Annotated in this window: 25 protein-coding genes and 1 tRNA gene; 8 read left to right on the plus strand and 18 right to left on the minus strand. The window is 45.7% G+C overall.

Features of this window, described 5'->3' with window-relative positions; all coding sequences use genetic code 11:
- Positions 1-6 precede the first annotated feature (6 nt).
- A complete protein-coding gene (gene dacB, locus C2759_RS09075) occupies positions 7-1,578 on the plus strand; it encodes a D-alanyl-D-alanine carboxypeptidase/D-alanyl-D-alanine-endopeptidase (protein WP_215354888.1) in 1,572 nt (523 codons plus the stop codon).
- Here dacB and C2759_RS09080 read toward each other — a convergent pair.
- From C2759_RS09080 to C2759_RS09110, 7 genes are all read right to left on the minus strand, one after another.
- The gene (locus C2759_RS09080) at positions 1,524-2,618 is read right to left on the minus strand and encodes an L-threonylcarbamoyladenylate synthase (RefSeq protein ID WP_215354891.1); all 1,095 of its coding nucleotides are present in this window, start codon (positions 2,616-2,618) and stop codon (positions 1,524-1,526) included. The two genes, dacB and C2759_RS09080, sit on opposite strands and share 55 nt — an antisense overlap.
- Before the next feature lie 2 nt (positions 2,619-2,620).
- Positions 2,621-3,805 carry a 5-(carboxyamino)imidazole ribonucleotide synthase gene (locus tag C2759_RS09085; protein ID WP_215354894.1) on the minus strand — a complete coding sequence of 395 codons (1,185 nt, stop codon included), beginning with the start codon at positions 3,803-3,805 and terminating at the stop codon, positions 2,621-2,623.
- Positions 3,806-3,809: 4 nt separating this feature from the next.
- Positions 3,810-4,304, minus strand: a complete 495-nt coding sequence (gene purE, locus C2759_RS09090) for a 5-(carboxyamino)imidazole ribonucleotide mutase (RefSeq protein WP_215354897.1) — start codon at positions 4,302-4,304, stop codon at positions 3,810-3,812.
- 80 nt (positions 4,305-4,384) lie between these two features.
- Positions 4,385-5,281 (minus strand): phosphoribosylaminoimidazolesuccinocarboxamide synthase, encoded by an 897-nt coding sequence (locus tag C2759_RS09095; protein WP_215354900.1) that lies wholly within the window; start codon positions 5,279-5,281, stop codon positions 4,385-4,387.
- A 7-nt stretch (positions 5,282-5,288) separates the two neighbouring features.
- Complete coding sequence (fba, locus tag C2759_RS09100; protein ID WP_215354903.1) at positions 5,289-6,353, minus strand: class II fructose-bisphosphate aldolase; 1,065 nt, start codon at positions 6,351-6,353, stop codon at positions 5,289-5,291.
- A gap of 63 nt (positions 6,354-6,416) precedes the next feature.
- On the minus strand, positions 6,417-7,853 hold the full coding sequence (gene pyk, locus C2759_RS09105) for a pyruvate kinase (protein ID WP_215354905.1): 1,437 nt from the start codon (positions 7,851-7,853) through the stop codon (positions 6,417-6,419).
- 2 nt (positions 7,854-7,855) lie between these two features.
- On the minus strand, positions 7,856-9,067 hold the full coding sequence (locus C2759_RS09110; RefSeq protein ID WP_215354907.1) for a phosphoglycerate kinase: 1,212 nt from the start codon (positions 9,065-9,067) through the stop codon (positions 7,856-7,858).
- 211 nt (positions 9,068-9,278) lie between these two features.
- Between C2759_RS09110 and C2759_RS09115 the strand changes: the two genes are divergently transcribed.
- From C2759_RS09115 to C2759_RS09135, 5 genes are read left to right on the plus strand one after another with little or no spacing between them, the layout of a single operon-like run.
- A complete protein-coding gene (locus C2759_RS09115) occupies positions 9,279-10,202 on the plus strand; it encodes a branched-chain amino acid transaminase (RefSeq protein ID WP_215354909.1) in 924 nt (307 codons plus the stop codon).
- 14 nt (positions 10,203-10,216) lie between these two features.
- Positions 10,217-10,408, plus strand: a complete 192-nt coding sequence (locus tag C2759_RS09120; protein ID WP_215354911.1) for a zinc-finger domain-containing protein — start codon at positions 10,217-10,219, stop codon at positions 10,406-10,408.
- A gap of 45 nt (positions 10,409-10,453) precedes the next feature.
- Entirely contained in the window at positions 10,454-11,491 is a 1,038-nt protein-coding gene (waaF, locus tag C2759_RS09125) for a lipopolysaccharide heptosyltransferase II (RefSeq protein ID WP_215354913.1), read from the plus strand.
- A gap of 33 nt (positions 11,492-11,524) precedes the next feature.
- Positions 11,525-11,959 (plus strand): nuclear transport factor 2 family protein, encoded by a 435-nt coding sequence (locus C2759_RS09130; RefSeq protein ID WP_215354915.1) that lies wholly within the window; start codon positions 11,525-11,527, stop codon positions 11,957-11,959.
- Between the two features lie 28 nt (positions 11,960-11,987).
- A complete protein-coding gene (locus C2759_RS09135; RefSeq protein WP_215354917.1) occupies positions 11,988-12,602 on the plus strand; it encodes a DUF2946 family protein in 615 nt (204 codons plus the stop codon).
- Here C2759_RS09135 and C2759_RS09140 read toward each other — a convergent pair whose 3' ends face one another.
- Entirely contained in the window at positions 12,603-14,321 is a 1,719-nt protein-coding gene (locus C2759_RS09140) for a M48 family metalloprotease (RefSeq protein WP_215354919.1), read from the minus strand. It abuts the gene before it with no gap.
- 23 nt (positions 14,322-14,344) lie between these two features.
- Here C2759_RS09140 and moaC point away from each other — a divergent pair, with 23 nt between their 5' ends.
- A complete protein-coding gene (gene moaC, locus C2759_RS09145) occupies positions 14,345-14,818 on the plus strand; it encodes a cyclic pyranopterin monophosphate synthase MoaC (RefSeq protein WP_215354921.1) in 474 nt (157 codons plus the stop codon).
- A 74-nt stretch (positions 14,819-14,892) separates the two neighbouring features.
- Here moaC and C2759_RS09150 read toward each other — a convergent pair whose 3' ends face one another.
- The 10 genes from C2759_RS09150 to C2759_RS09195 all read right to left on the minus strand — a co-directional run bounded on the left by C2759_RS09150 (position 14,893) and on the right by C2759_RS09195 (position 22,104).
- Positions 14,893-15,390 (minus strand): pilin, encoded by a 498-nt coding sequence (locus C2759_RS09150; protein ID WP_305849428.1) that lies wholly within the window; start codon positions 15,388-15,390, stop codon positions 14,893-14,895.
- Positions 15,391-15,515: 125 nt separating this feature from the next.
- Entirely contained in the window at positions 15,516-16,214 is a 699-nt protein-coding gene (locus tag C2759_RS09155; RefSeq protein ID WP_215354924.1) for a TerC family protein, read from the minus strand.
- An 81-nt stretch (positions 16,215-16,295) separates the two neighbouring features.
- The gene (sucD, locus tag C2759_RS09160; RefSeq protein ID WP_215354926.1) at positions 16,296-17,189 is read right to left on the minus strand and encodes a succinate--CoA ligase subunit alpha; all 894 of its coding nucleotides are present in this window, start codon (positions 17,187-17,189) and stop codon (positions 16,296-16,298) included.
- 14 nt (positions 17,190-17,203) lie between these two features.
- Entirely contained in the window at positions 17,204-18,373 is a 1,170-nt protein-coding gene (gene sucC, locus C2759_RS09165; RefSeq protein ID WP_215354929.1) for an ADP-forming succinate--CoA ligase subunit beta, read from the minus strand.
- 159 nt (positions 18,374-18,532) lie between these two features.
- Positions 18,533-19,069 (minus strand): recombination regulator RecX, encoded by a 537-nt coding sequence (recX, locus tag C2759_RS09170; protein WP_215354931.1) that lies wholly within the window; start codon positions 19,067-19,069, stop codon positions 18,533-18,535.
- Positions 19,070-19,076: 7 nt separating this feature from the next.
- Positions 19,077-20,165, minus strand: a complete 1,089-nt coding sequence (gene recA / locus C2759_RS09175) for a recombinase RecA (protein ID WP_046330807.1) — start codon at positions 20,163-20,165, stop codon at positions 19,077-19,079.
- A gap of 116 nt (positions 20,166-20,281) precedes the next feature.
- The gene (locus C2759_RS09180; RefSeq protein ID WP_215354932.1) at positions 20,282-20,815 is read right to left on the minus strand and encodes a DUF2878 domain-containing protein; all 534 of its coding nucleotides are present in this window, start codon (positions 20,813-20,815) and stop codon (positions 20,282-20,284) included.
- 65 nt (positions 20,816-20,880) lie between these two features.
- Positions 20,881-20,957 (minus strand) — tRNA-Met (locus tag C2759_RS09185).
- Positions 20,958-20,974: 17 nt separating this feature from the next.
- Positions 20,975-21,628 carry a VTT domain-containing protein gene (locus tag C2759_RS09190; protein WP_215354934.1) on the minus strand — a complete coding sequence of 218 codons (654 nt, stop codon included), beginning with the start codon at positions 21,626-21,628 and terminating at the stop codon, positions 20,975-20,977.
- Positions 21,629-21,717: 89 nt separating this feature from the next.
- On the minus strand, positions 21,718-22,104 hold the full coding sequence (locus tag C2759_RS09195) for a hypothetical protein (RefSeq protein WP_251366958.1): 387 nt from the start codon (positions 22,102-22,104) through the stop codon (positions 21,718-21,720).
- A gap of 65 nt (positions 22,105-22,169) precedes the next feature.
- Here C2759_RS09195 and C2759_RS09200 point away from each other — a divergent pair, with 65 nt between their 5' ends.
- Positions 22,170-22,790, plus strand: coding sequence for an MOSC domain-containing protein (locus C2759_RS09200; RefSeq protein WP_215354937.1), 621 nt, complete (start codon positions 22,170-22,172; stop codon positions 22,788-22,790).
- The last annotated feature ends 50 nt before the right edge of the window (positions 22,791-22,840 follow it).

Raw genomic sequence — 22,840 nt, forward strand, 5'->3', positions numbered from 1 at the left:
TGGGGCATGCGTACCCAAAATGCTTCGCCCTCTAATAAGACCCCGGTTAATCGTTTACTGGTCTGCGTCCTCACCTACTTATTATTCAGCCCACAGGCGCATTCTGCTGATCCAGCCTCCCAAGAGGCTGCCCTGAAGTACGTACCTAAAGCTGTTGCCGCCAGCCTTGAAAAAAGTCAGATCCCCAAAGAGGCAATCAGTATTTCAGTACTTGAAATTAAGCCGGGACAGGCGGGCAAAGTTACGGCAAAAACAGAAGTGGATTGGCGCTCTAAACAGGCAATGAACCCCGCATCAACGATGAAGCTAGTCACTACACTTACAGGCTTAGATATTTTGGGGCCTCAGTATCGCTGGCGTACCAATATTTATACCGATGGACTGATTCGTCAAGGAACTCTCAAAGGCAATCTCTATTTGCAAGGTACCGGTGATCCCAAGCTGATTCCTGAAGAATTCGCCAAAATGATGAAGGCCTTACAAAATCTGGGTATTCAAAAAATTGATGGCAATCTATTCTTTGATAGAAGTGCTTATGCTCCCAGCGTCATGGAACATAACACTATTGATGGAGAATCGCTTCGCGCCTATAACGTGCCGCCAGATCCCCTGCTATATGCTTTTAGAACTCTCTCGTTTCAGCTAGGAAAATCGCGCACTGCTGACTTTATCGATATCAGCTACACACCGCCACTATCTCAACTCAAAGTGATTAACCAAATGCAGTTAGTTAATCAGCCTTGCGATAACTGGAGAAGCAATCTTCGTTTTAACCTAGATCCTGAGGGCGACGGAGCCCCTACCAACCAACTTCTGACTGCCCAGTTCTCTGGTAGTTTTCCCAATGCCTGCAAAGGGGTAAACTACAACGTCGTTGCTTTGGATGCCAATACCTTTATTACTCAAGGTTTTGCTGCAGCCTGGGAGCTCGCTGGTGGTACTTGGGCTCAAGCACCTACCGGAAAGTCTGGTACTGTTCCTCTGGCATCACGACTACTACTGCAGTTTGAAGGCATTTCACTGGCAGATGATGTACAAGATATTAATAAGCACTCCAACAACGTGATGGCTAGGCAGCTTATGCTGACCTTGGCTTTGGAGAAAATGGGCAAACCAGCAACTACTGAAAATGGTGAACTTGTGATTCAGAGTTGGTTAAAAGGCTTGGGCCTTCAGTTTCCAGAGCTCGTCATTGAGAATGGCTCTGGCTTATCCCGTACTGAAGCAATTTCTGCTGAACATATGACGCAATTATTAGTTGCAGCTCGTAACTTATCCGTTGCGGATACGTTTTATAACAGCCTTCCGATTGCAGGGACGGATGGCACGATGAAAAATCGCCTGATTGCACATTTACGGAAATTTTTGCATTTGAAGAAAAAGCCTGAAGCTCGAATCAAAACAGGAGCGCTGGTGGATGTCAGGGCAATATCAGGCTATGTGATGAGTAAGTCCGGAAGGATGTATGCGGTGACCTCCTTCATAAACCATCCCAATGCTTTGAGAGGCTTAGAGGCGCATGATCAATTATTGGCGTGGCTACTAAATGATGGGCCAGATCCAAAACAGGCACGCTGAAGTCGGTCCCGAACCCCATCCCACTCCTCGCCTGCTGGGGGCTCAGGAAACAAAATCAAATCCCAACCCTGTTGATCTAGATCTCGCAGGGATCGGTACAGACGACTTGCAAAGGCAGCGCTATCACTGGGCACAAGCACTTCCTCAAAATGTACTGATGGATGTCCATCCTCACCTAATGAAGAATCTGAATCCCAAACCGCAACCGCTACCCGCGACTTAATATCTGGAAACTCACTCAGAGCATCTAAGACTCTACCTGGCGCATACATTCTTAATGGAGTTGTAGGGGCGTAATGGGCACGCAGACTGCCAGACACCCGCGGTATATCACCACCCTGCTTTGTTGAGCTGCTTTCACCAGGTAAATAAACTGGAATGCCTGTCTTAGCAAAAATTTCTCTGGGAGTAATGAGTCCTGGACGCAATAAAACTGGATGATCGCCAGAAGATAAATCAATGATGGTTGATTCAATGCCGACTTCGCAATCACCACCATCCAAAATCATGAGATCTAATATATCTTCAAACTCGCTACGGACATCAGCCGCACTGGTTGGTGATACCTTTCCAAAACGATTGGCCGAAGGAGCAACAACTCCACCTTTAAATTTACGGAGTAACTCCTGCGCAATCGGATGAGCAGGCGCACGAATCGCAACCGTATCCTGACCACCGGTGAGTTCATTTAAAACGCTTTTGTCTTTTTTAAAGACCAATGTCAATGGGCCAGGCCAAAAAGTATTAATCAACTTTAATGCATCTTCCGATAAATCCCTTACCCACGGCGCTAGTACTGGTACCCAATCCACTTGAGCCTGATCGAACTGATCAGGCGCCGCTAAGTGAACAATGAGTGGGTGATTAGAGGGTCTACCTTTGGCAGTAAAAATTTGTTTGATGGCATCAGGGTTCTTTGCATCTGCCCCTAAGCCATACACCGTCTCAGTCGGAAAGGCGACCAAGCCACCATCTCGCAAAGTTTGTACTGCTTCGTTAATAACTGCAGATAAATGCAGAGCGCTACTGTCACTGGACATTACTAGGGCTCGATCCCTAATTCAACTGCGACGGCTGCGCAATTTTGACGTGCCTGGTTAAGCGATTCACCTAAGCAATTGATATGACCCATCTTACGACCCATGCGTGGATCAGATTTACCGTATAGATGTAACTTGGCATCCGGATGGGAAAGTACCTTATCCCAAGCAGGCTCTCTTGTCTTATCTTCGCTGCCTTCGTACCAAAGATCTCCCAAGAGATTGAGCATCGAGACTGGTGCTAGCAAGCGGGTATCACCCAAAGGTAAGCGAGCCATACTCCTGACCTGTTGTTCAAACTGACTGCTCACACAGGCATCCATAGTGTAGTGGCCTGAGTTATGCGGACGTGGGGCAATTTCATTAGCAACGATATCGCCACTCTTAAGTACAAAAAACTCCACACACAACACTCCCACGTAATCAATCTTACGAATTAGTGCTTTAGCGGCTTCAATAATTTTTTTCTCTTGAGCAGGCTTTAGTGATGGGGCTGGCACAGTTGAGGTATGCAAGATACCGTCACGATGAATATTCTGAGAAACAGGATAGGCTACCACCGCATCATCATATCCACGCACTACCAAAGCAGATACTTCGAAATCCAAATCCATGCGCTTTTCCAGAACACAAGGTACCTTACTCAATTCAGCCCAAGCAGCAACTAGATTGGCAGAGTCATACACTGTAATTTGGCCTTTGCCGTCGTAACCCATGCGAGCAGTTTTCAGAATGCCGGGGAACAGATCTGCAGGCACATGCTCGATGTCTGCATCATGCTCAAGCACAAAATAAGGAGCAGGGCCAATATTGGTCTCCGCTCTCCAGGTGGCCAAGAATTTTTTTTCAGCCACGCGGTTCTGTACCAAAGATACACAGCTACTTCGTGGTGCCACAAAAACACCTAAAGATTCGAGTTCGTCTAAAGCTTGTGCAGGAACATTCTCAAATTCCGTACTAACGGATCTACACAATGCTGCCATTTCTTTTAAGGCAGCAGAGTCGGTGTAATCAGCTTGAATAAATTTTTCCGCAATGGAACCAGCCGGACTATCTGATCCAGGATCCAGAACGCAGACCTTGTAACCCATTGCTTGAGCGGCTTGTGTAAACATCCGCCCCAATTGACCACCACCTAAAATTCCCAAATACGAGCCCGGCAAGATGGGCTCCAAACGATCTACCATCTGATTAATATCCCGGCAGTTTCATAGAGCGCGCAGTTTCGGACTGCTTTGCACGAAAGTCTTCTAGCTGTTTTGCTAAAGCAGGATCATTGACCGCCAAATTAGCAATGACATGTAAGGCTGCATTTGCAGCCCCAGCCTCGCCAATCGCAAATGTCGCTACCGGAATACCTTTAGGCATTTGCACGATGGAGTAGAGAGAGTCTTCACCACGCAAGTATTTGCTAGCGACTGGAACGCCATAAATCGGAATAATGGTTTTTGATGCCAACATGCCCGGCAAATGCGCAGCGCCACCAGCGCCAGCAATAATCGCCTTAAGGCCATTTTTTGAGGCATTTTCTGCATAGGTAAACATATCATCTGGCATGCGATGGGCAGAAACTACTTTAGCCTCATGAGCAATGCCAAATTGATCAAGCATTTGAGCAGCATGCTGCATGGTGTCCCAATCTGAGTTGGATCCCATCACTATTCCGACTACTGGCTTTTTGCTCATTTCCCTCTCCAAGTGCCCTGATCTACATCGTTAATCTATCTAAGTCCTTATTATCCCAGCCTTTTAGGGCTCTATAGAAATTAGACCTTAGTTAAGCGAGCGAGGGCTTCGCGGTACTTTTGCGCTGTTTTATCAATCACATCTACCGGCAAAGCAGGCGCTGGAGCAGTTTTTGGCCAAGGCTTGCCATCAACCGTTGCTGTCTCCAGCCAGTCCCTCACAAATTGCTTGTCATAGGAGGGAGGATTTGCACCCACATGATAGGTTTCGGCAGGCCAAAAACGGGAAGAATCAGCAGTGAGGATTTCATCCATCAATACCAACTGACCGGCGTCATCCAGACCAAATTCAAACTTGGTATCTGCAATGATGATTCCGCGAGTCGCGGCAAATTCGGAGGCCTCCTTGTACAAACGAATACTGACCTCACGAATTTGATTGGCTAACTTTTCACCAATCATCTCGATCACTTTGTCAAAAGAGATATTTTCATCATGCTCACCCATTTCTGCTTTTGCAGCAGGAGTAAAAATAGGTTCAGGTAACTTTTGTGCATTTTCAAGACCGGCTGGCAATGCAATACCGCAGACCTTGCCAGTTTCTTGGTAGTCCTTCCAACCACTACCAGCTAGGTAGCCTCGCACCACTGCTTCGACCAAGATTGGCTTAAGGCGTTTAGCCACCACCGCACGACCTTTGACCTGATCAAGCTCATCGGCAGGCACCACGCTTTCAGGATCAATACCCGTCAAGTGATTCGGAATCACTTTAGCCAACTTCTCAAACCAAAAATTAGCCATTTGATTAAGCACAATTCCCTTTTCAGGAATCGGTTGACCCATCACTACGTCAAAGGCAGACAAGCGGTCTGTTGTGACCATGAGTAGCTTATCGTCACCCAGTGCGTATACATCACGCACCTTTCCTTTGGAGAGTAAAGGTAATGACTTAATAGAAGTAGCGTACAAAGCGGGCATATTTATTTCACTTCACGATCTGAGTTAATTTGCCACTCTTGTACAGCTCAGCCATTTTTTCCAGAGGAATTGGCTTAATTTTGGATGCTTGACCTGCACAACCAAAAGTATTGAAGCGCGCAATACAAACTTTCTTGGCCGCTTCACGTGCAGGCTTCAGATAGTCACGTGGATCAAACTTACTTGGATTCTCAAACAAATAACGACGGATAGCGCCCGTCATCGCCAAACGAATATCGGTATCAATATTGATCTTACGTACACCGTTCTTAATGCCCTCTTGAATTTCTTCAACAGGCACGCCGTAAGTTTCCTTCATATCGCCACCAAACTCACGAATCTCAGCAAGCAACTCTTGTGGAACACTGGATGAACCATGCATTACTAAATGTGTATTTGGAATACGGGTATGAATTTCTTTAATGCGCTCGATTGCCAAAATATCGCCCGTAGGCTTCTTAGTAAATTTATAGGCACCATGACTAGTACCAATCGCAATTGCTAAGGCATCACATTGGGTAGCTTTTACAAAGTCGGCCGCTTGCTCAACGTCTGTCAACAACTGCTCACGCGTCATCTTGCCATCAGCACCATGGCCATCCTCTTTATCGCCTTGCATAGTCTCTAGCGAACCAAGTACACCCAACTCTGCTTCAACAGTAACTCCAATAGAGTGGGAGAACTTCACTACTTCTCTAGAAACATCCACGTTGTATTCGTAGCTGGCAACAGTCTTACCATCAGCCTCTAAGGAGCCATCCATCATCACACTAGTAAAGCCACTCTTAATAGCAGCCATACATACTGCTGGACTTTGGCCGTGATCTTGGTGCATCACAATTGGGATATGGGGATAAGCCTCAACTGCAGCAGAAATCAGGTGGCGTAAGAATGATTCACCGGCATATTTACGAGCACCAGCAGAAGCTTGCATGATGACTGGGGAATCTGCTTCATGAGCAGCTTCCATGATCGCCGTTACCTGCTCTAAATTATTGACGTTAAATGCTGGCAAGCCATAGCCGTTTTCAGCAGCGTGATCCAAGAGTTGTCGTAAAGATACTAAAGCCATGATGGTTTCTTAATTAAAAAATGTTAGTGATAAATAGTTTGAATAAAAATCTTAAAAAATGAATTACTTCACCTGAATAATCTTGAGTGAATTCGTACCACCTGGCTCTCCCATGGGCTCACCAGAGGTTAGGACAACTACGTCACCCTTCTTCACAGCACCCATCTTTTTCAAGCAGTCTTCTACTTCCTGCAATGCGGTATCACGGTGCTTGGTGTAATCCAAGCCAATTGGGAAAACATTGCGGTAAGTGCTTAAGGCGCGCTGAGTAGTAATCTTAGAAGTCAAGGCAAAAATAGGTAAATGAATATTGTGACGACTCATCCAAACTGCAGTAGACCCGGAGTCTGTTAAAGCAGCAATCGCATTAGCATTGAGGTGATGCGCTGTAAACAATGCGCCCAAGGCAATCGTTTGATCAATGCGTGAGAAGGTTTGATCCATGAAATCCGTATCCAGTTTTACTCGATCTGACTTTTCGGCTTCAACACAAATCTCGGCCATGGCCTTGATAGTTTGTACCGGGTAGTTACCGGCAGCAGATTCTGCAGACAGCATGACTGCGTCTGTGCCATCTAACACTGCATTAGCTACGTCACTCACCTCAGCGCGGGTGGGTACTGGAGCATTAATCATGGACTCCATCATTTGAGTAGCAGTGATCGTAAATTTATCAGCCTCAAGTGCAAGTTTGATCATGCGCTTTTGTAAAGCAGGAACGGCTGCATTACCAACCTCAATGGCTAGATCACCGCGTGCAACCATGATGCCGTCACTCTCCGCGATGATGCTTTTGAGAGCTTCAGTTTCAATAGCTTCAGCACGCTCCACCTTAGCAATCGTGCGAACCTTACCAACGCCGTACTTTGCGCTAGCGGCATCTGCCAACTTACGGGCATAGGTCATGTCAGCACCATCTTTTGGAAAGCTGATCGCTAGAAAATCTACGCCCATCGCAATCGCGGCATCCAAATCAGCAATGTCTTTTTCAGTCAGTGCTGGTGCAGTCAAGCCACCTCCAGCACGGTTAATACCTTTATTATTTGAGAGTGGGCCACCTTGCTCTACCAGGGTAAAGATTTCTCCCCCTTTTACACTCTCGACCCGAAGAACAACCAAGCCATCATTCAATAACAGTCGATCACCTGGCTTCACATCTTGTGGCAACTCTTTGTAATCCAAGCCTACGCGCTCTTGGTTACCTAGTTCACAAGCAACATCCAAAATAAATTGCGCACCTTCTTTTAGGAGAATTTTGCTATCGACAAATTTACCAACCCGAATTTTTGGGCCTTGAAGATCAGCCATGATGCCAACCTCTTTGCCAACTTCTGCGGAAATGTTACGCACCAAATCGTGACGCGCTTTATGGTCTGCAACCGTGCCATGAGAAAAGTTCATTCTCACAACATCTACACCAGCACGAATCATCTCGCGCAATACTTCAGGCTTTTCTGATGCAGGTCCTAATGTGGCAATAATTTTAGTTGCTCTCAACATATTTAGTCTTTCGCTCTTTCGGCTAATACTGCAAAGGCTGGCAAGGTTTTACCTTCTAAGAATTCTAAGAAAGCGCCACCACCAGTAGAGATGTAATCCACTTGATTTTCAATACCGTACTTCGCAATCGCCGCCAAGGTATCACCACCACCAGCAATAGAAAATGCAGGTGAATGGGCAATCGCTGCTGCCAACATCTTAGTGCCACCGCCAAACTGATCAATCTCAAATACGCCCAATGGGCCATTCCATACAATCGTGCCAGCGTGAGCCAGCATCGTAGATAAACGTGCCGCAGTCTTGGGGCCAATATCCAAAATCATATCGTCATCAGCCACTTGATCAGCCGCGACACGATTTGCACGCGCTAATGGAGAAAGCTCGTTTGCGACAACAACATCTTCAGGGATAGGAACATGCGCACCACGCTTTTCCATAATGTCCATGATTTCTAGAGCTTCATTAACCAAATCTGGCTCTGCCAATGACTTACCGATTGGCAAACCTTTGGCCAACATAAAAGTATTTGCAATGCCGCCACCCACAATCAACTCATCCACCTTGTCAGCTAGAGCCTTGAGAATAGTGAGCTTTGAAGATACTTTAGATCCTGCCACAATCGCTACCAATGGGCGCTTCGGACTTGCTAGAGCACGACTTAAGGCATCTAACTCCGCTGCCATTAATGGACCCGCGCAAGCAATTGGCGCATATTTGGCTACGCCATTCGTAGTTGCTTCAGCACGGTGAGCAGTACCAAAGGCATCATTGACATAGACATCACACAAAGCGGCAATCTTCTTAGCCAACTCATCATTGTTTTTTTTCTCGCCTACATTAAGGCGGCAGTTCTCCAGCAATACTAACTCGCCTGGATTGAGTTCAAAATTACCTCCCACCCAATCGCTAATTAAGGGCACTTTACGATTCAAAAGTGTGGCAATTCGATCGGCTACCGGAGCCAAACTATCTTCGGGTTTAAATTCACCTTCAGTTGGACGTCCCAAGTGGGAGGTCACCATAACCGCTGCACCTGCATCCAAACACATTTGCACTGCCGGCATGGACGCTTTAATCCGAGTGTCTTCCGTGATATTGCCCATATCATCTTGAGGAACATTGAGGTCAGCACGGATCAAAACTCGCTTTCCCTTGAGAAGACCTGCAGCAGCTAGTTCACTAAGGCGCTTTACTTTAAAGAGGGTTTCCGGCATGAGAATAGGCAAATAGAGTGGTTTAAAGGGAATGCTCCATTCTAAATCGTCCGAGCTTCCTACCCCAAAGGAATTGGGCTGTCAGACTGCCCTGCCTGCTCTACAATAAAGGCTTAGGCGTTTTTTAGGTCTGGAGACACCCCAGCAGCCCAGAACCCTGTTTTACTTAATTGAATCACCCAATTTATTAAATATTTAAAAGGTAGAGAAAATGTCGATGTCCGACCGCGATGGCTTTATTTGGTCCGATGGGAAGCTAGTTCCCTGGCGTGAGGCCAATGTTCACGTGCTAACCCACAGTCTTCACTACGGAATGGGTGTATTCGAGGGTATTCGTGCCTACAATACCCCCCAAGGCACCGCTATTTTCCGCCTTCCAGAGCACGTTAAGCGTCTATTCAACGGAACCAAGATTTTCCAGATGAATATGCCTTGGACCCCTGAACAGATCAGCAAGGGCATTATTGAGGTCGTGAACAGCAATAAGCTGGAATCTTGCTATATCCGCCCAATTATCTTTATTGGCTCCCAAAAGCTAGGTATCTCTCCAAAGGGCAATAGCATTCATACGGCGATTGCCGCCTGGGAATGGGGTGCTTATTTGGGTGAAGACGGTCTTAACAAGGGTATTCGCGTTAAAACCTCCTCATTTACCCGCCACTTTGTGAACTCCTCGCTAGTTCGCGCTAAGGCCTCCGGTTACTACATCAACTCGATTTTGGCCAATCAAGAAGTAACGGCTAATGGCTACGATGAAGCCCTCCTGCTAGATACAGAGGGTTATGTATCTGAAGGTTCTGGCGAGAATATCTTTATCGTTAACAACGGCATTATTTACACCCCGGATCTGGCCTCTTGTTTAGACGGCATCACTCGTAACTCCATCATCCAAATCGCCAAAGATCTTGGCTATGAATTGCGTGAGAAGCGTATTACTCGTGATGAAGTGTATTCGGCAGATGAGGCTTTCTTTACCGGTACTGCTGCTGAAGTAACACCTATTCGTGAGTTAGATGATCGAACCATTGGCGATGGTAAGCGCGGTCCGATTACGGAGCAAGTCCAGAAGACCTACTTTGATGCGGTCTACGGCAGAAGTGATCAATACAAGTCTTGGTTAACCTACGTTAAGTAATTGGAAATCAGATCATGAGTGAAGCTCAAGTTGTAATGGTTGATGGCAATAAAGACTTGCCTTTACATTGCCCAACCAATAAAACCTCTAGCTGGAATTCGCATCCACGTGTATTTCTTGACGTCGCGAAAACGGGTGGCGCTAAGTGCCCTTACTGCGGCACTGAGTACAAACTCACCCCCGGTACCGAGCCCCACGGGCACTAAGCCTAGCAGCACCCTAAAGCGGGGTGCTGTGTCGGGATACCTCATATGAATCGTATTCTGATCATCGCCCCCAACTGGATTGGTGATGCCGTAATGTCACAGCCACTAATAGCGCATCTCAAAGCAATTTACCCGCAGTCACAGATTGATGTTTTAGCAAGTCCTTGGGTTGCACCGATTTATCGTGCTTGCTCAGAAGTTCATCAAGTCATTGAAGCGCGATTAGAACATAGGCAATTGCAATGGGGCTTACGTAAGCAGCTAGCAAAGCAACTTGAGTTAAACCAATACACCACCTGCTATGTTCTGCCCAATAGTTTGAAGTCTGCCCTTATTCCTTGGCTTGCCAATATTCCATTTCGAATTGGCTATCGTGGTGAAATGCGCTTTGGGCTGATAAATCTTACTTTAGATAATCCGAGCAAAGTGAATCGTCCGCCGATGGTAAATCACTACCTTGCACTTGCTAACTCACTAGAGCACTCACAAGAGATTGATACCAACAAACCTGTAGATCCTAAGCTCAATATCTCACCTGTAGCCAAAGAATCAATCAGCGCCAAATTACAAGCTGCAGTCATCAATGAAAATTTAATTTATGTACTTTGCCCAGGCGCTGAGTACGGCGCAACAAAACGCTGGCCTACCGATCACTTCGCCTCTCTTGCTCAGCAGTTAATTGCTAATCAACCAGATGCTCATATGATTCTTTTGGGCAGTAAGGGCGATTACGCTTTGGGTGAGCACATTAAGGCTGAAGTAAATAATGACTCGCGAATACACAACTGGTGTGGCAAAACTTCATTAGACGAAGCAATTGCACTCATTGGGGTAAGCAAGATGCTAGTCAGTAATGACTCAGGCTTAATGCATATTGGTGCCGCATTAAAAGTTTCGCAAGTTGCCATTTTTGGCTCAAGTGATCCACGTCACACTCCACCACTATCCGAAAAAGCTAAAGTGCTTTGGCTCAATCTACCTTGCAGCCCCTGCCATAAAAGAGAGTGTCCATTAGGTCACCTTAAATGCTTGAAAGATATTTTGCCCATCACCGTATTAGGCGCTATTCAAACATCCCATTAATTTTTAGCGCAAAACATCACCAGAAAGTAAGCCATGTCAAAACTAGCCAGACTTTTTCACAATGCCGATGAAGTAGTGGATGCTTGGCGTGAGGCCTTAAAAAATCGTGATGTTAAAGGGGCTTTGGCAATCTGGCTAGATGATGATTCGATTACTTGCGTCCTTCCAGAAGGCCAGCGCCTCAGTGGTCATGCAGAAATTCGGGATGGTCTGGAGCGTCTCTTAGCTAAGCAAGCTCTTTTTTTGGAGCCGATTGCCTGCATTAGTCATTCTGTTTTAGGGGCAGCGGTCTACGACACTACTGAGGCTGTCCACATCCGACCCGATCAGATTGAAGCAGCATTCTTTCTCAATATCACCTTGGTACTTCTACAAGATAGTCAAGGCTGGCGGATTGCACATCTTCATGCTAGCCACTCCACCGAGAATACGTTTGATGCGCCCTCAACTCCACATGGACTGCATTAAATAGTAATGTCATGTAGATTGACGCCTCATGGATGAGCAGGTTCTTCGGTCACTAATCAAGTGGCCAAATGTTCCGCACTGCTTTGGCTGGCTAGCTCTGGATCGTCGTGGTCAATGGCGCATGCGTGATGAATTTGTCCAGGCCAATCAACTTCCCGGGAACGTGATTCACCATACAACCCTCAATGAATTTATCTCTAGAAATTATGCGCATGACTCTTTGGGTAGATTTTTTTTCCAGAATGGTCCTCAACGAGTTTTTGTTACGCTAGATGCCACACCATTCATTGCTAGAATCTTTCCGAGCGAAAGTGGTTCACAACTATTAACCCAGTGCGGTACAGAGATAAAACCGCAGGGTGCCCTGAGTGATGAAAAAGGGAGTATCTACATTACTGGATTATTTCAACAATCACTCTCCGATCAAATCAATGGGGAGGTGTTTACTAAAGCAGAATCTCTATCCGTCGCGCTATTACACGATCATGATTTAGATCTATTCTCAGATCAGTCGAAATTGATGGAGGATGCCTGCAGCTTTAGAGGGTCTTGGCAATGGAAAGGCAATCAGCTGCCCATTGAACCCATTCACTCTTCTGAATTAGCGAATCGCTTTAATTTCATTAAAGCACCAAGTAATTAATTAGCTCGGCATGTTTTTGCCTAGCTCCTTCAATTCGTCTTGATATTCCTTTTGCATTTCCCGAAGGCGTGCATCAATACTAGAGGCCTGATAAAAATCTGCGCCGCTAGAGGATCTAGCAATCTTGAGTTGCTCAATGGCTGAAGGCCATGCACCTTCAAGCGCATACTTTTCTCCCAGGGCGTAATGGCGCATTGGCACATTTTTAGCCTGGTCATAAGCATTAGAAAGCATGCTCCACCAAACCACCTCATTGGGTTGTAATCTAGTACGCGCCTTTAACCAAGTAATGGCGTCATTGGTGCGCCCTAGTTTTAGATACGCATTCATCATCGCCGCTCCAGCAGCATAGGATTGCGGGAAAGCTTTTAATGTAGCTTGAGCGATTTGCAAAGCCTCATCACCTTTTCCCCTGGCCAATGCCAACTCGGAAGTAGTAATGTCTAAAGACAGACTTTGTCGCAGTATGGGTGATCCTGGCGCACTCACGCTATTTGCCAGGTTACGTGCTTGTTGTAGATAGCCTGTAGCCTGATCAAACTTACCTTGTTTTAGGGCGACAAGTGAAAGCCCATAAAAACCTTCCATTTGTTTGCCAGGGGCTGACTGTTTACTTAAGCTTTCAAAGATATTTTTTAAGTCATACATCTGACTAGAACTTCCAGATTGCTCCATACGGGCACGTGCTTTGATGAAATAAAACTCTACTGCTGTGGGCACATTTCTGTTGGCGATATTGCGAGCACGATCTTGCATATCCGCAATACGGTCCGTGGTTAATGGATGGGTGCGCACATAAGACGGCACTCCACTATCCATAATCCCTGTCGCCTTTTGTAGGCGTTGGAAAAAGCCTGGAGCACCATTAACGTCATAGCCACTCTCCGCCAGAATCTGAAAGCCAATACGATCAGCCTCGCGCTCGGCATCTCTTGAGTAGGAGAGTTGATTATTCACTGCTACCGCTTGACCTCCCTGCATCAAACCAGAAGCAGCGCCAGGATTACGTGATGCAGCTAAGGCACCTAACAATATGCCAGCGAGGGCAATCATGGTGTTGGTAGTTTGTTTATCCATCTGACGAGCCAAGTGGCGCTGTAAAACGTGACCGGTCTCATGACCCATAACAGAAGCTACTTCCGAATCTGTTTCAGCACTAACCAGCAATCCCGTATGAAAACCAATAAATCCACCGGGTAATGCAAATGCATTAATACTGCTATCTTTAACGGCGAATACCTCAAAGTTATAGGCGCCGCTACCCTGCTCATTAGCGCCGCCCAATTGCAGACGTTTTGCAGCCTGCAATAAGCGTCGCTCCATTTGATTTAAATAGTCATAGATGGGCAAATCATTTGAATAATCCGGATCCGGGCGAATCTGGCGCATGATCATTTCGCCATACTTTTTCTCATCCATACGACTCAAGCTATCGCCACCAGGATCCCCCATATCTGGGAGAACAAAACTGGGTTGGCTTGGAGGTGCATTGCGTGACGGCAGATTTGAGGAGCGAGCATCAGGTAACTGAACCGCTCTACCCAAATTTTGCAAGGCAGCAGACTCACCTTGCACTGATACATCACCCGCTACAGAGGAAGGCGCAGGTCCAGCTGCATAGACGAAACCAGCACTTGGCCAAGCTAGGCTCAGGATGAGCTGACTAGCCAAAATTCGCTTAAATAGCGATGATCTTTGTGATGTCTTTATGACTTGCATCCCTATATGGTAAAACTTATCCCATGAACAAACTAACTCATTTTGATGCAAGCGGCCAAGCCCATATGGTCAATGTTGGTGATAAGCCCAATACCCATCGGATTGCCGTTGCTACAGGCAAAATCACCATGCTCCCAGAGACTTTTAGCATGATTGAAGCAGGCAGCCATAAAAAAGGAGATGTTTTGGGCATCGCCCGCATAGCTGGCATTCAGGCATCTAAAAAGACTTCTGATTTGATCCCTCTTTGCCACCCCTTGGCACTAACCCACGTCAGCTTGGAGTTTGCCCTAAATAAAGATTCTAGTAGCATTACCTGCCAAGTCAGAGCTGAGACCACTGGTCCTACTGGTGTAGAAATGGAAGCTCTCACCGCGGTCCAAGTTGCCCTTCTCACAATATATGACATGGCCAAAGCAGTTGATAGAGGCATGGTGATGGGTGATGTCCACCTACTAGAGAAAAGTGGTGGCAAGTCTGGAGAGTGGAAAGCGTAGTTAATTAGCCACTTGATATAAATAATTAAGCCACCCTAGGGTGGCTTAATTTCCTATGTACTGTAATAACTATCTCACTTCGTAATGCGGCACTCTGAAGGAAGTAATTGAGATAGTAGATTGGTTTCACTTGAGCGGCAAGACCATCCACCAGCCCAAGTCGATCCCTCTGGCTTGGATAAATCAATTGCCTTAGGAACATTGGAATCTGGGTCATTTGTAGGAATGAGATGTAATGTATTTTTATTTTCTGGGGCAACGTTATTCTGAAAGTCGATGGCAATAGCACCAGATGGTGTGATTTCAATTAACTTCACACTGCGAGTTGGCACAAAAGTAAACGAGCCCTGTGTTGCATCATCCATTGGTACAGTACCTCTACTCGCAAAAGCTTCGGTCACAGCAAGCTTTGCACTTGAAGAGAGATTCATGCCCTCTACGATGCGGCTGCGAGCAATGTAATCTTGATATTGAGGAACGGCTACTGCCACCAGAATACCGATGATGGCAACTACCACCATCACCTCAATCAAGGTAAATCCGGACTCTTGTTGCTGATCTTGTGTAGACATATTCATTAGCTCCTGAGGGTTAAACTCCTCATCATCCAGTCTATACCCAACGCATTCAAGATGTCCAAATATAAGAAAAGCCGGCTTTCAAGGCCGGCTTTTCTGATTAACGCGAAAGAAAATAATTACGCTTTTTTGCCGCTCCGCTTCACAAGCTCACCAAGAGCCATGACGCCAATAGCACCAACAGCACCTGCGACCAAGCTATAGGCCTCAACTCCAGCGCCAAAATACTTGATCACGCCTGGATCGGAAAGCATCATACCGCCAGCAATCCAGCCTAGTAAGCCAGCACCAGCCGTAACGATGATTGGAAAACGATCGATTAGATACAAAACGATGCGGCTACCACCAATGATGAGCGGTACAGAAACTAATAAACCAAAAACGATATAGCCAAGCTGATGAGCTTGATCGTCAACTTGACCGGCAGCACCAGCAATTGCTATAACGTTATCAAGACTCATGACGATATCTGCAATGATGATGGTCTTGATGGCTGCAAATAACTTATCAGGCGCCTGAAGATCATGACCCTCTTCACCACCTGTATCGACCATCAACTTGTAACCAATCCACAGCAGTGCAATAGCGCCAACAAACTTCAAGAAAGGAATTTGCAGCAAAGTGACTGCGAAGGCAACCAGCACAATACGCAAAATAATTGCGCCTGCTGTTCCCCACAAGATCCCTTTACGACGCTGATTTGGGTGTAAATTTCTGCAAGCTAAAGCAATGACTACTGCGTTGTCACCGCCCAATAGAATATCGATCAAGATGATCTGCGCAACGACAGACCAATCTAGCATTGTTAAAAACTCCATGTCATCCTCTTATATTTTTATGTTTTAACCACAGGTACTACGAAAAAGGATGCGAATTAGCATCCTTTTCCTTGAACGCAATTACAACATGGCTTTAAGTAATGCTGCCATTTCTGATGGATTTCTTGTTACTTTAAAGCCACATTCTTCCATCACAGAAAGCTTTGCATCAGCCGTATCTGCACCACCAGAAATCAATGCGCCTGCATGGCCCATACGTTTTCCAGGGGGCGCTGTTACACCAGCGATAAAGCCAACAATCGGCTTCTTCATGTTGGCCTTACACCAGCGGGCTGCTTCAGCTTCATCTGGACCACCGATTTCGCCGATCATGATAACTGCATCTGTATCTGGATCTTCGTTGAACATGCGCATTACATCAATATGCTTTAAGCCATTGATTGGGTCGCCACCAATACCTACTGCAGTGGACTGGCCTAAACCGATCGATGTCAATTGACCAACTGCCTCATACGTCAACGTACCTGAACGGCTTACTACACCAATGCGGCCTTTCTTGTGAATATGGCCAGGCATGATACCGATCTTGATTTCATCTGGAGTAATGATGCCAGGACAATTCGGGCCAAGTAATAAAGTCTTCTTACCACCGGCAGCTTCTTTTGCATGCATCTTATTACGCACTTCTAGCATGTCTTTGACTGGGATGCCTTCAGTGATACAAATCACAAAATCAAGGTCAGCTTCAACAGCCTCCCAAATTGCTGCGGCTGCGCCAGGAGGCGGGACATAAATTACAGAAGTAGTGGCACCAGTTTGCTGGGCAGCCTCTTTTACTGTTCCATAAATTGGAATATTGAAAATAGACTCGCCTGCTTTTTTAGGATTAACGCCAGCAACAAAACAGTTTTTACCGTTTGCGTATTCCTGGCACTTCTCCGTATGGAATTGGCCAGTCTTACCAGTAATACCTTGGGTAATTACTTTAGTATTTTTATTTACCAAAATAGACATATTAATTTCCTTGATTATTTGTTTTTCGCAACAGCAGCAACTACCTTAGTAGCAGCCTCTGCCATTGAATCGGCGCTAATGATTGGTAAACCAGAGTCTGCAAGAATCTTCTTACCTAGCTCCTCATTAGTACCCTTCATGCGCACGACCAAAGGTACAGTCAAGTTCACAGCCTTACATGCCGTAACCACGCCATCAGCAATCACGTCGCAACGCATGATGCCACCGAAAATATTTACCAAAATTGCTTCAACGCTCTTGTTCTTGAGCATGATCTTGAAAGCTTCTGTTACTTTCTCTGCAGTTGCGCCACCACCAACGTCCAGGAAGTTTGCTGGCTCGCCGCCAAACAACTTGATGGTATCCATCGTAGCCATTGCTAAACCAGCACCATTCACCAAGCAACCAATGTTGCCGTCAAGTGAAATGTAGGCTAAGTCAAACTTAGAAGCTTCGATCTCAGCTGCATCTTCTTCGTCAATATCGCGATAAGCTACGATTTCTGGATGACGATACAAAGCATTTGGATCAAAATTAAATTTGGCATCAAGGGCCTTGATCTTGCCATTGCCTTCAAGAATCAATGGATTAATCTCCACTAATGAAGCATCTGTTTCCCAATAGGTTTTGTACAAGTTTTTAAACACGTCGCTTGCCATTGGAATAGAGGCATCTGGAACGCCAATGCCTTTCGCAATGATCTGGCAGTCTGCATCAGTCAAACCAATCAATGGATCAACAAACACTTTAATAATTTTTTCTGGATGAGATTCTGCAACCTCTTCAATATCCATGCCACCTTCACTTGAAGCCATGATGACATTCTTCTGTGTGCCGCGGTCAGTAACGATACTGAAGTAATACTCTTTTTTGATGTCAGCGCCATCTTCAATTAAGAGACGATTTACTTTTTGACCTTCTGGGCCTGTTTGATGGGTTTTCAACTGCATACCCAAAATTTCAGAAGCGTATTTTTTCACTTCGTCCATACTGCGAGCTAATTTGACACCGCCGCCTTTACCGCGACCACCTGCATGAATTTGCGCCTTAACAACCCATACTGGGCCGCCTAGCTTTTCGGCAGCTTTAATTGCCTCATCAACACTAAATGCTGGGATGCCGTTTGGAACAGGCACATTAAATTGGCGTAGTAGTTCTTTGCCTTGGTACTCGTGAATTTTCATTATTACTCCCGAAACGGTATCTTTTTTAGCAAGCAATGCGAATTAGTAAAACCGAATTAACCTTGTCTACCTATTTAAGCAAATGGTAGGGGTTTAGCCGACTTCGTAAGTCTATCATGCTGCAATGCGGCAACATGGTCTATCTGCTCCGTAATTGCCCTAGTCTGGACGCCCAGCCACCACCTTAGAGACTACGGATGAGCTAAAGCCCTTAGATGCCAGAAAACGATACTGGCGAGCACGTTCCTTTTGTTCGCTGGCTAGTGCACCAAACTTACGCAGCCACAATTCGTGAGCGCGCTGGTATTCAGTCTCTTTTAAGGTCTTTAAAAGCGCTACAGTCTTTGAGCTATCCACTCCTGCCTGTGTGAGCTCATCTTGTATTTTTCTAGTGCCAAAGCGCTCGCTACGACGTCTGACAAGAGCCTCTGCAAAGCGCTCATCAGAAAGCCATCCCCGCGCCTCGAAATCATCTAAGACGGCCTCAATCTGAGCAGTCAAGTAGACAGTTGTGGCAATCTCCTCAGAATCCTCCCCGACAGACTTAAGCTTCAACATTCTTGCTACTGACTCTTCAAGCTTTGCTGCAAGACCCTTGCGGCTGTACTCCCGCATAGATAAAAGGCGCAAAGCCCGAGCTTTGAGACTCGGGCTTTGTTTTTTCTTTTTTTGAACGGTGCTACCTAGTTCTGACATCGAAGAATTACGCTTCCTCTTCTTCGCTCAGAACGTCGCTAACTATCGCTGTGCCAGTCTTTACTCCCAATTTCGCACGAATCTTGGCCTCAATATCCTGGGCAATGGCTGGATTCTCTTTCAAGAACTCACGCACATTGTCTTTTCCCTGACCAATGCGATCACCGTTATAGGCATACCAAGAGCCTGATTTTTCAACGATATCAGCCTCAACACCCATATCGATAATTTCACCTTCTCGAGAAATTCCAGCGCCGTACATGATGTCAAAGATTGCCTCGCGGAATGGCGGAGATACCTTGTTCTTGACCACTTTCACGCGGGTCTCGTTACCAACAACTTCATCGCCCTTCTTGATGCTGCCGATACGACGAATATCTAAACGCATAGAGGCGTAGAACTTCAGTGCATTACCGCCAGTAGTAGTTTCAGGTGAACCAAACATCACGCCAATCTTCATACGGATTTGGTTAATGAAGATAACGGTTGTATTGGTACGCTTGATTGCACCAGTCAATTTACGCAAAGCTTGACTCATCAGACGAGCCTGGAGGCCAGGCAATGAATCACCCATATCGCCCTCGATCTCCGCCCTTGGAACTAAAGCCGCTACAGAGTCAATTACGATTAAATCGATAGAGCCTGAACGCACCAAAGCGTCTGCAATTTCTAATGCTTGCTCGCCAGTATCTGGCTGTGAGATCAACAGGTTGTTCACATCCACACCTAAACGCGAAGCGTACTGAACATCTAAAGCATGCTCCGCATCAATGAAGGCACAAGTTCCGCCAATCTTTTGCATTTCTGCAATCGCATGCAAAGTCAGCGTGGTCTTGCCTGAAGATTCTGGACCATAAATCTCGATCACTCGGCCACGTGCTAGGCCCCCAACTCCCAGGGCAATATCCAATCCCAAAGAGCCACTCGACACTACTTGAATATCTTGATGTATTTCTGCATCGCCCAATCTCATGATTGAGCCCTTACCAAATTGCTTCTCAATTTGCGCTAAGGCCGCAGTAAGCGCCTTTTGCTTGTCTCCACTCATACCGTCAAATTCGGATGAGGCTGATTTTCTTTTATCGTCTAAGGCCATATACGCTCCCTTTTCGCTATTTGTTGGGCTATTTTTTGAATTTTTTGAGTTTTTCGTTAACATTAAGTTACTGTATATATAAACAGTACTATTTGCAAGTCACTTTTTAAAAGAATTTACTGATCTTGCTCTAGGCTTGTTCCGATATGACGACGATGCCAGTAAAAAAACAACGGAATTGCAGCTCCCCAAACAATTGCTAGGTAAATAAGGCCACCCAATTGACCATGAACCCCCCAGGAGCCTGCACCCATACGAATTCCGGCCTCATAGGACAATGGACCGGCTATAGCTCCTAATGCCGCTCCCAATAGTGGCTTGCCACGCAACCAGGATAAAGAGCCATTAATGGTGCTAGCAACCAAGGCCCAGAGTGTCCACATCCAAAATGGAGATAAATAGGGGCTTGGCCAAGCATCCTGAAAGTTTAGATAGCCGAGGTTAGCTATAAGTGAGTCTGCGCTTACTCCAAATATTAGCGCCTTCAGTATTAGCTTTAGCTCCGCTATTGAATGTTCTGAACGCCAAATATGGATAGCTAAATACAAAAGGCAAGCTATGACTGGCCATAGGACCTGATTATTCGCTGCACCAATAATGCAAGCAAACCAACCAGCTTGGAAAAACACAAAATTCCAAAATTTAGCCATCGATCAAACCTAAGCAAAAATACCTAAGAAAAAGGCCACTGCCGATGGGCAATGGCCTCTTGATTTGGTGGCGATTCAGGGATTCGAACCCCGGACCTGTGGATTATGATTCCATCGCTCTAACCAACTGAGCTAAATCGCCGAAGGTGAGATTTTATCTTATTTGGCGCGAAGCTGAACTTTTTTTAGAACTTCCTTAAGAAAGATCCACAGGGCTGGTAGCCCTGGAATGATGATCATTGCTAAGGCAACTAAGGAAAAATTGCTTTTTACCCAGGCATTGTCACCAATAAAGAAACCAAGACTTGTCAAACTGCAGACCCACAGAATGCCGCCAGCGATATTATAAAAAGCGAACACGGGATAGCGCATGTGAGCAACCCCAGCCACAAATGGGGCAAAAGTTCGAATAAAGGGCATAAAACGCCCCAAAACAATCGTCACTGGACCATATTTTTCATAAAAGGCATGCGCCTTATCAAATGCATTGCGGTTAAACCAACGTGAGTTTTCCCAAGAAAAGACCCGGTTACCGACATAACGTCCAATTGAATAGTTCAGAGCGTCGCCAATGACCGCTGCAAAAGTTAACAAAGCCATCAGCATCCATAAATCTAAACCTCCCACAGCAGCTATAGCACCAGCTACAAATAATAGGGAGTCCCCAGGTAAAAAGGGCATCACGACAAAGCCTGTCTCTACAAAAATAATGGCAAAAAGCAGGGCGTATATCCAGACACCCCACTCATTAGCTACCAGAGCTAAATTTTTATCGAGGTGAAGAAATAGATCTAAGAGATAAGAGAAGTCCAAAGGGGGCCCGAGTGTTGAGAGTAATAAGCCCTAGTTTACCTATTGCAGCATCGGCAAATTAGCTACCGGTACTAGTAAGAAACATTAGATTACCGAATTTGGAAAGCGCTCAAGCTCTCTTCGCGGTTATAACGTACGAAAACTTCAATTTTTTTGGCTAAAAAGAGTTTCTTCAAAACCTCATCTTTGTTTTCAAAAGTAATCGCCGTTTGCTCTGGGAAACGCGAAAAGGGATCGCTCATTACCTCAATGGCTTGACCATCCACTTTAATCAGCCGAATAGTACGCTTATATAGGCGATCAGATTGAATAAAAATCAGGCGCTTGACATATTTATCTAAAACGAGCTTTTGCCCCTGATCGTTGGCCTTAAAGTAATAAACCAACTCATCTTTACCATTGGTAGTGACGTCACGCTCTTCATCCCACTTAGCAAATGCTGTATGGCTAGTAAGCGCCAAAAGAATTGCTACCATTAATAATCTATACAGAGGCATCATTTACTTTCTTAATTCATTTCATCTTATCAGCCAAAGCACTTATGCGACTTCTCTCCATAGCCTCCGGCAAAGTGATGCCACTGTTTGGATCTCATCACCCAAACTATTCAACGGTAGCCTCAGCTATCAATAAACAGTCCATCAGTAATCTTGATACCCCTACCCCCATTGAAATCACCCGACTAGGCGTTGCAGGAGATGAGCAAGCTGATCTGTCAGTGCATGGCGGTATTGAAAAAGCGATTTACGTCTATCCAATCGAACACTATGCTTTTTGGAACGAACTACTTTCCCGAGAAACTAAAAAATCCGTCAATCTCCCATTAGGTGCTCTGGGTGAAAACTTCACGATTGAAGGCTTACTAGAAACTGAGATATTTGTTGGGGATCAAATGCAAATTGGCACTCTTCAATTTACTGTAGTCAAACTACGCGAACCCTGCTTTAAGTTCAATGCCAAGATGAAATATAAAGGTGCAGCCAAAGCCATGTTGCAATCAGGTTTTAGTGGATGGTACCTTCGTGTAAATCAAACTGGTGCTCTAGCAGCGGGCGATGACATTACAGTCCAGCCAGGTCAAAGGCTGACTTCTATTGCAGATCAGAATCAGGCTCTCTTTAACCGGGGTAATCAAAAAGATCTTTGGGATTCATTGCTGTAATTTATTTTGGGCAATAAAAAAACCCGACCACATAGTGGTCGGGTTTAGTT

It is taken from the genome of Polynucleobacter sp. MG-Unter2-18, assembly GCF_018687675.1.
Classification (GTDB): Bacteria; Pseudomonadota; Gammaproteobacteria; order Burkholderiales; family Burkholderiaceae; genus Polynucleobacter.

Bases quoted from the DNA above. Each gene is read 5' to 3' on its own strand.
- recA (WP_046330807.1), bottom strand. From the start codon at position 20,165: ATGGCCTTAGACGATAAAAGAAAATCAGCCTCATCCGAATTTGACGGT.
- sucD (WP_215354926.1), bottom strand. From the start codon at position 17,189: ATGTCTATTTTGGTAAATAAAAATACTAAAGTAATTACCCAAGGTATT.
- C2759_RS09110 (WP_215354907.1), bottom strand. From the start codon at position 9,067: ATGCCGGAAACCCTCTTTAAAGTAAAGCGCCTTAGTGAACTAGCTGCT.
- C2759_RS09115 (WP_215354909.1), top strand. From the start codon at position 9,279: ATGTCGATGTCCGACCGCGATGGCTTTATTTGGTCCGATGGGAAGCTA.
- purE (WP_215354897.1), bottom strand. From the start codon at position 4,304: ATGAGCAAAAAGCCAGTAGTCGGAATAGTGATGGGATCCAACTCAGAT.
- C2759_RS09120 (WP_215354911.1), top strand. From the start codon at position 10,217: ATGAGTGAAGCTCAAGTTGTAATGGTTGATGGCAATAAAGACTTGCCT.
- C2759_RS09080 (WP_215354891.1), bottom strand. From the start codon at position 2,618: ATGTCCAGTGACAGTAGCGCTCTGCATTTATCTGCAGTTATTAACGAA.
- dacB (WP_215354888.1), top strand. From the start codon at position 7: ATGCGTACCCAAAATGCTTCGCCCTCTAATAAGACCCCGGTTAATCGT.
- C2759_RS09195 (WP_251366958.1), bottom strand. From the start codon at position 22,104: ATGGTAGCAATTCTTTTGGCGCTTACTAGCCATACAGCATTTGCTAAG.
- C2759_RS09095 (WP_215354900.1), bottom strand. From the start codon at position 5,281: ATGCCCGCTTTGTACGCTACTTCTATTAAGTCATTACCTTTACTCTCC.
- waaF (WP_215354913.1), top strand. From the start codon at position 10,454: ATGAATCGTATTCTGATCATCGCCCCCAACTGGATTGGTGATGCCGTA.
- C2759_RS09085 (WP_215354894.1), bottom strand. From the start codon at position 3,805: ATGGTAGATCGTTTGGAGCCCATCTTGCCGGGCTCGTATTTGGGAATT.
- moaC (WP_215354921.1), top strand. From the start codon at position 14,345: ATGAACAAACTAACTCATTTTGATGCAAGCGGCCAAGCCCATATGGTC.
- C2759_RS09155 (WP_215354924.1), bottom strand. From the start codon at position 16,214: ATGGAGTTTTTAACAATGCTAGATTGGTCTGTCGTTGCGCAGATCATC.
- C2759_RS09180 (WP_215354932.1), bottom strand. From the start codon at position 20,815: ATGGCTAAATTTTGGAATTTTGTGTTTTTCCAAGCTGGTTGGTTTGCT.
- C2759_RS09200 (WP_215354937.1), top strand. From the start codon at position 22,170: ATGCGACTTCTCTCCATAGCCTCCGGCAAAGTGATGCCACTGTTTGGA.
- C2759_RS09130 (WP_215354915.1), top strand. From the start codon at position 11,525: ATGTCAAAACTAGCCAGACTTTTTCACAATGCCGATGAAGTAGTGGAT.
- sucC (WP_215354929.1), bottom strand. From the start codon at position 18,373: ATGAAAATTCACGAGTACCAAGGCAAAGAACTACTACGCCAATTTAAT.
- C2759_RS09140 (WP_215354919.1), bottom strand. From the start codon at position 14,321: ATGCAAGTCATAAAGACATCACAAAGATCATCGCTATTTAAGCGAATT.
- recX (WP_215354931.1), bottom strand. From the start codon at position 19,069: ATGTCAGAACTAGGTAGCACCGTTCAAAAAAAGAAAAAACAAAGCCCG.
- pyk (WP_215354905.1), bottom strand. From the start codon at position 7,853: ATGTTGAGAGCAACTAAAATTATTGCCACATTAGGACCTGCATCAGAA.
- C2759_RS09135 (WP_215354917.1), top strand. From the start codon at position 11,988: ATGGATGAGCAGGTTCTTCGGTCACTAATCAAGTGGCCAAATGTTCCG.
- fba (WP_215354903.1), bottom strand. From the start codon at position 6,353: ATGGCTTTAGTATCTTTACGACAACTCTTGGATCACGCTGCTGAAAAC.
- C2759_RS09150 (WP_305849428.1), bottom strand. From the start codon at position 15,390: ATGTCTACACAAGATCAGCAACAAGAGTCCGGATTTACCTTGATTGAG.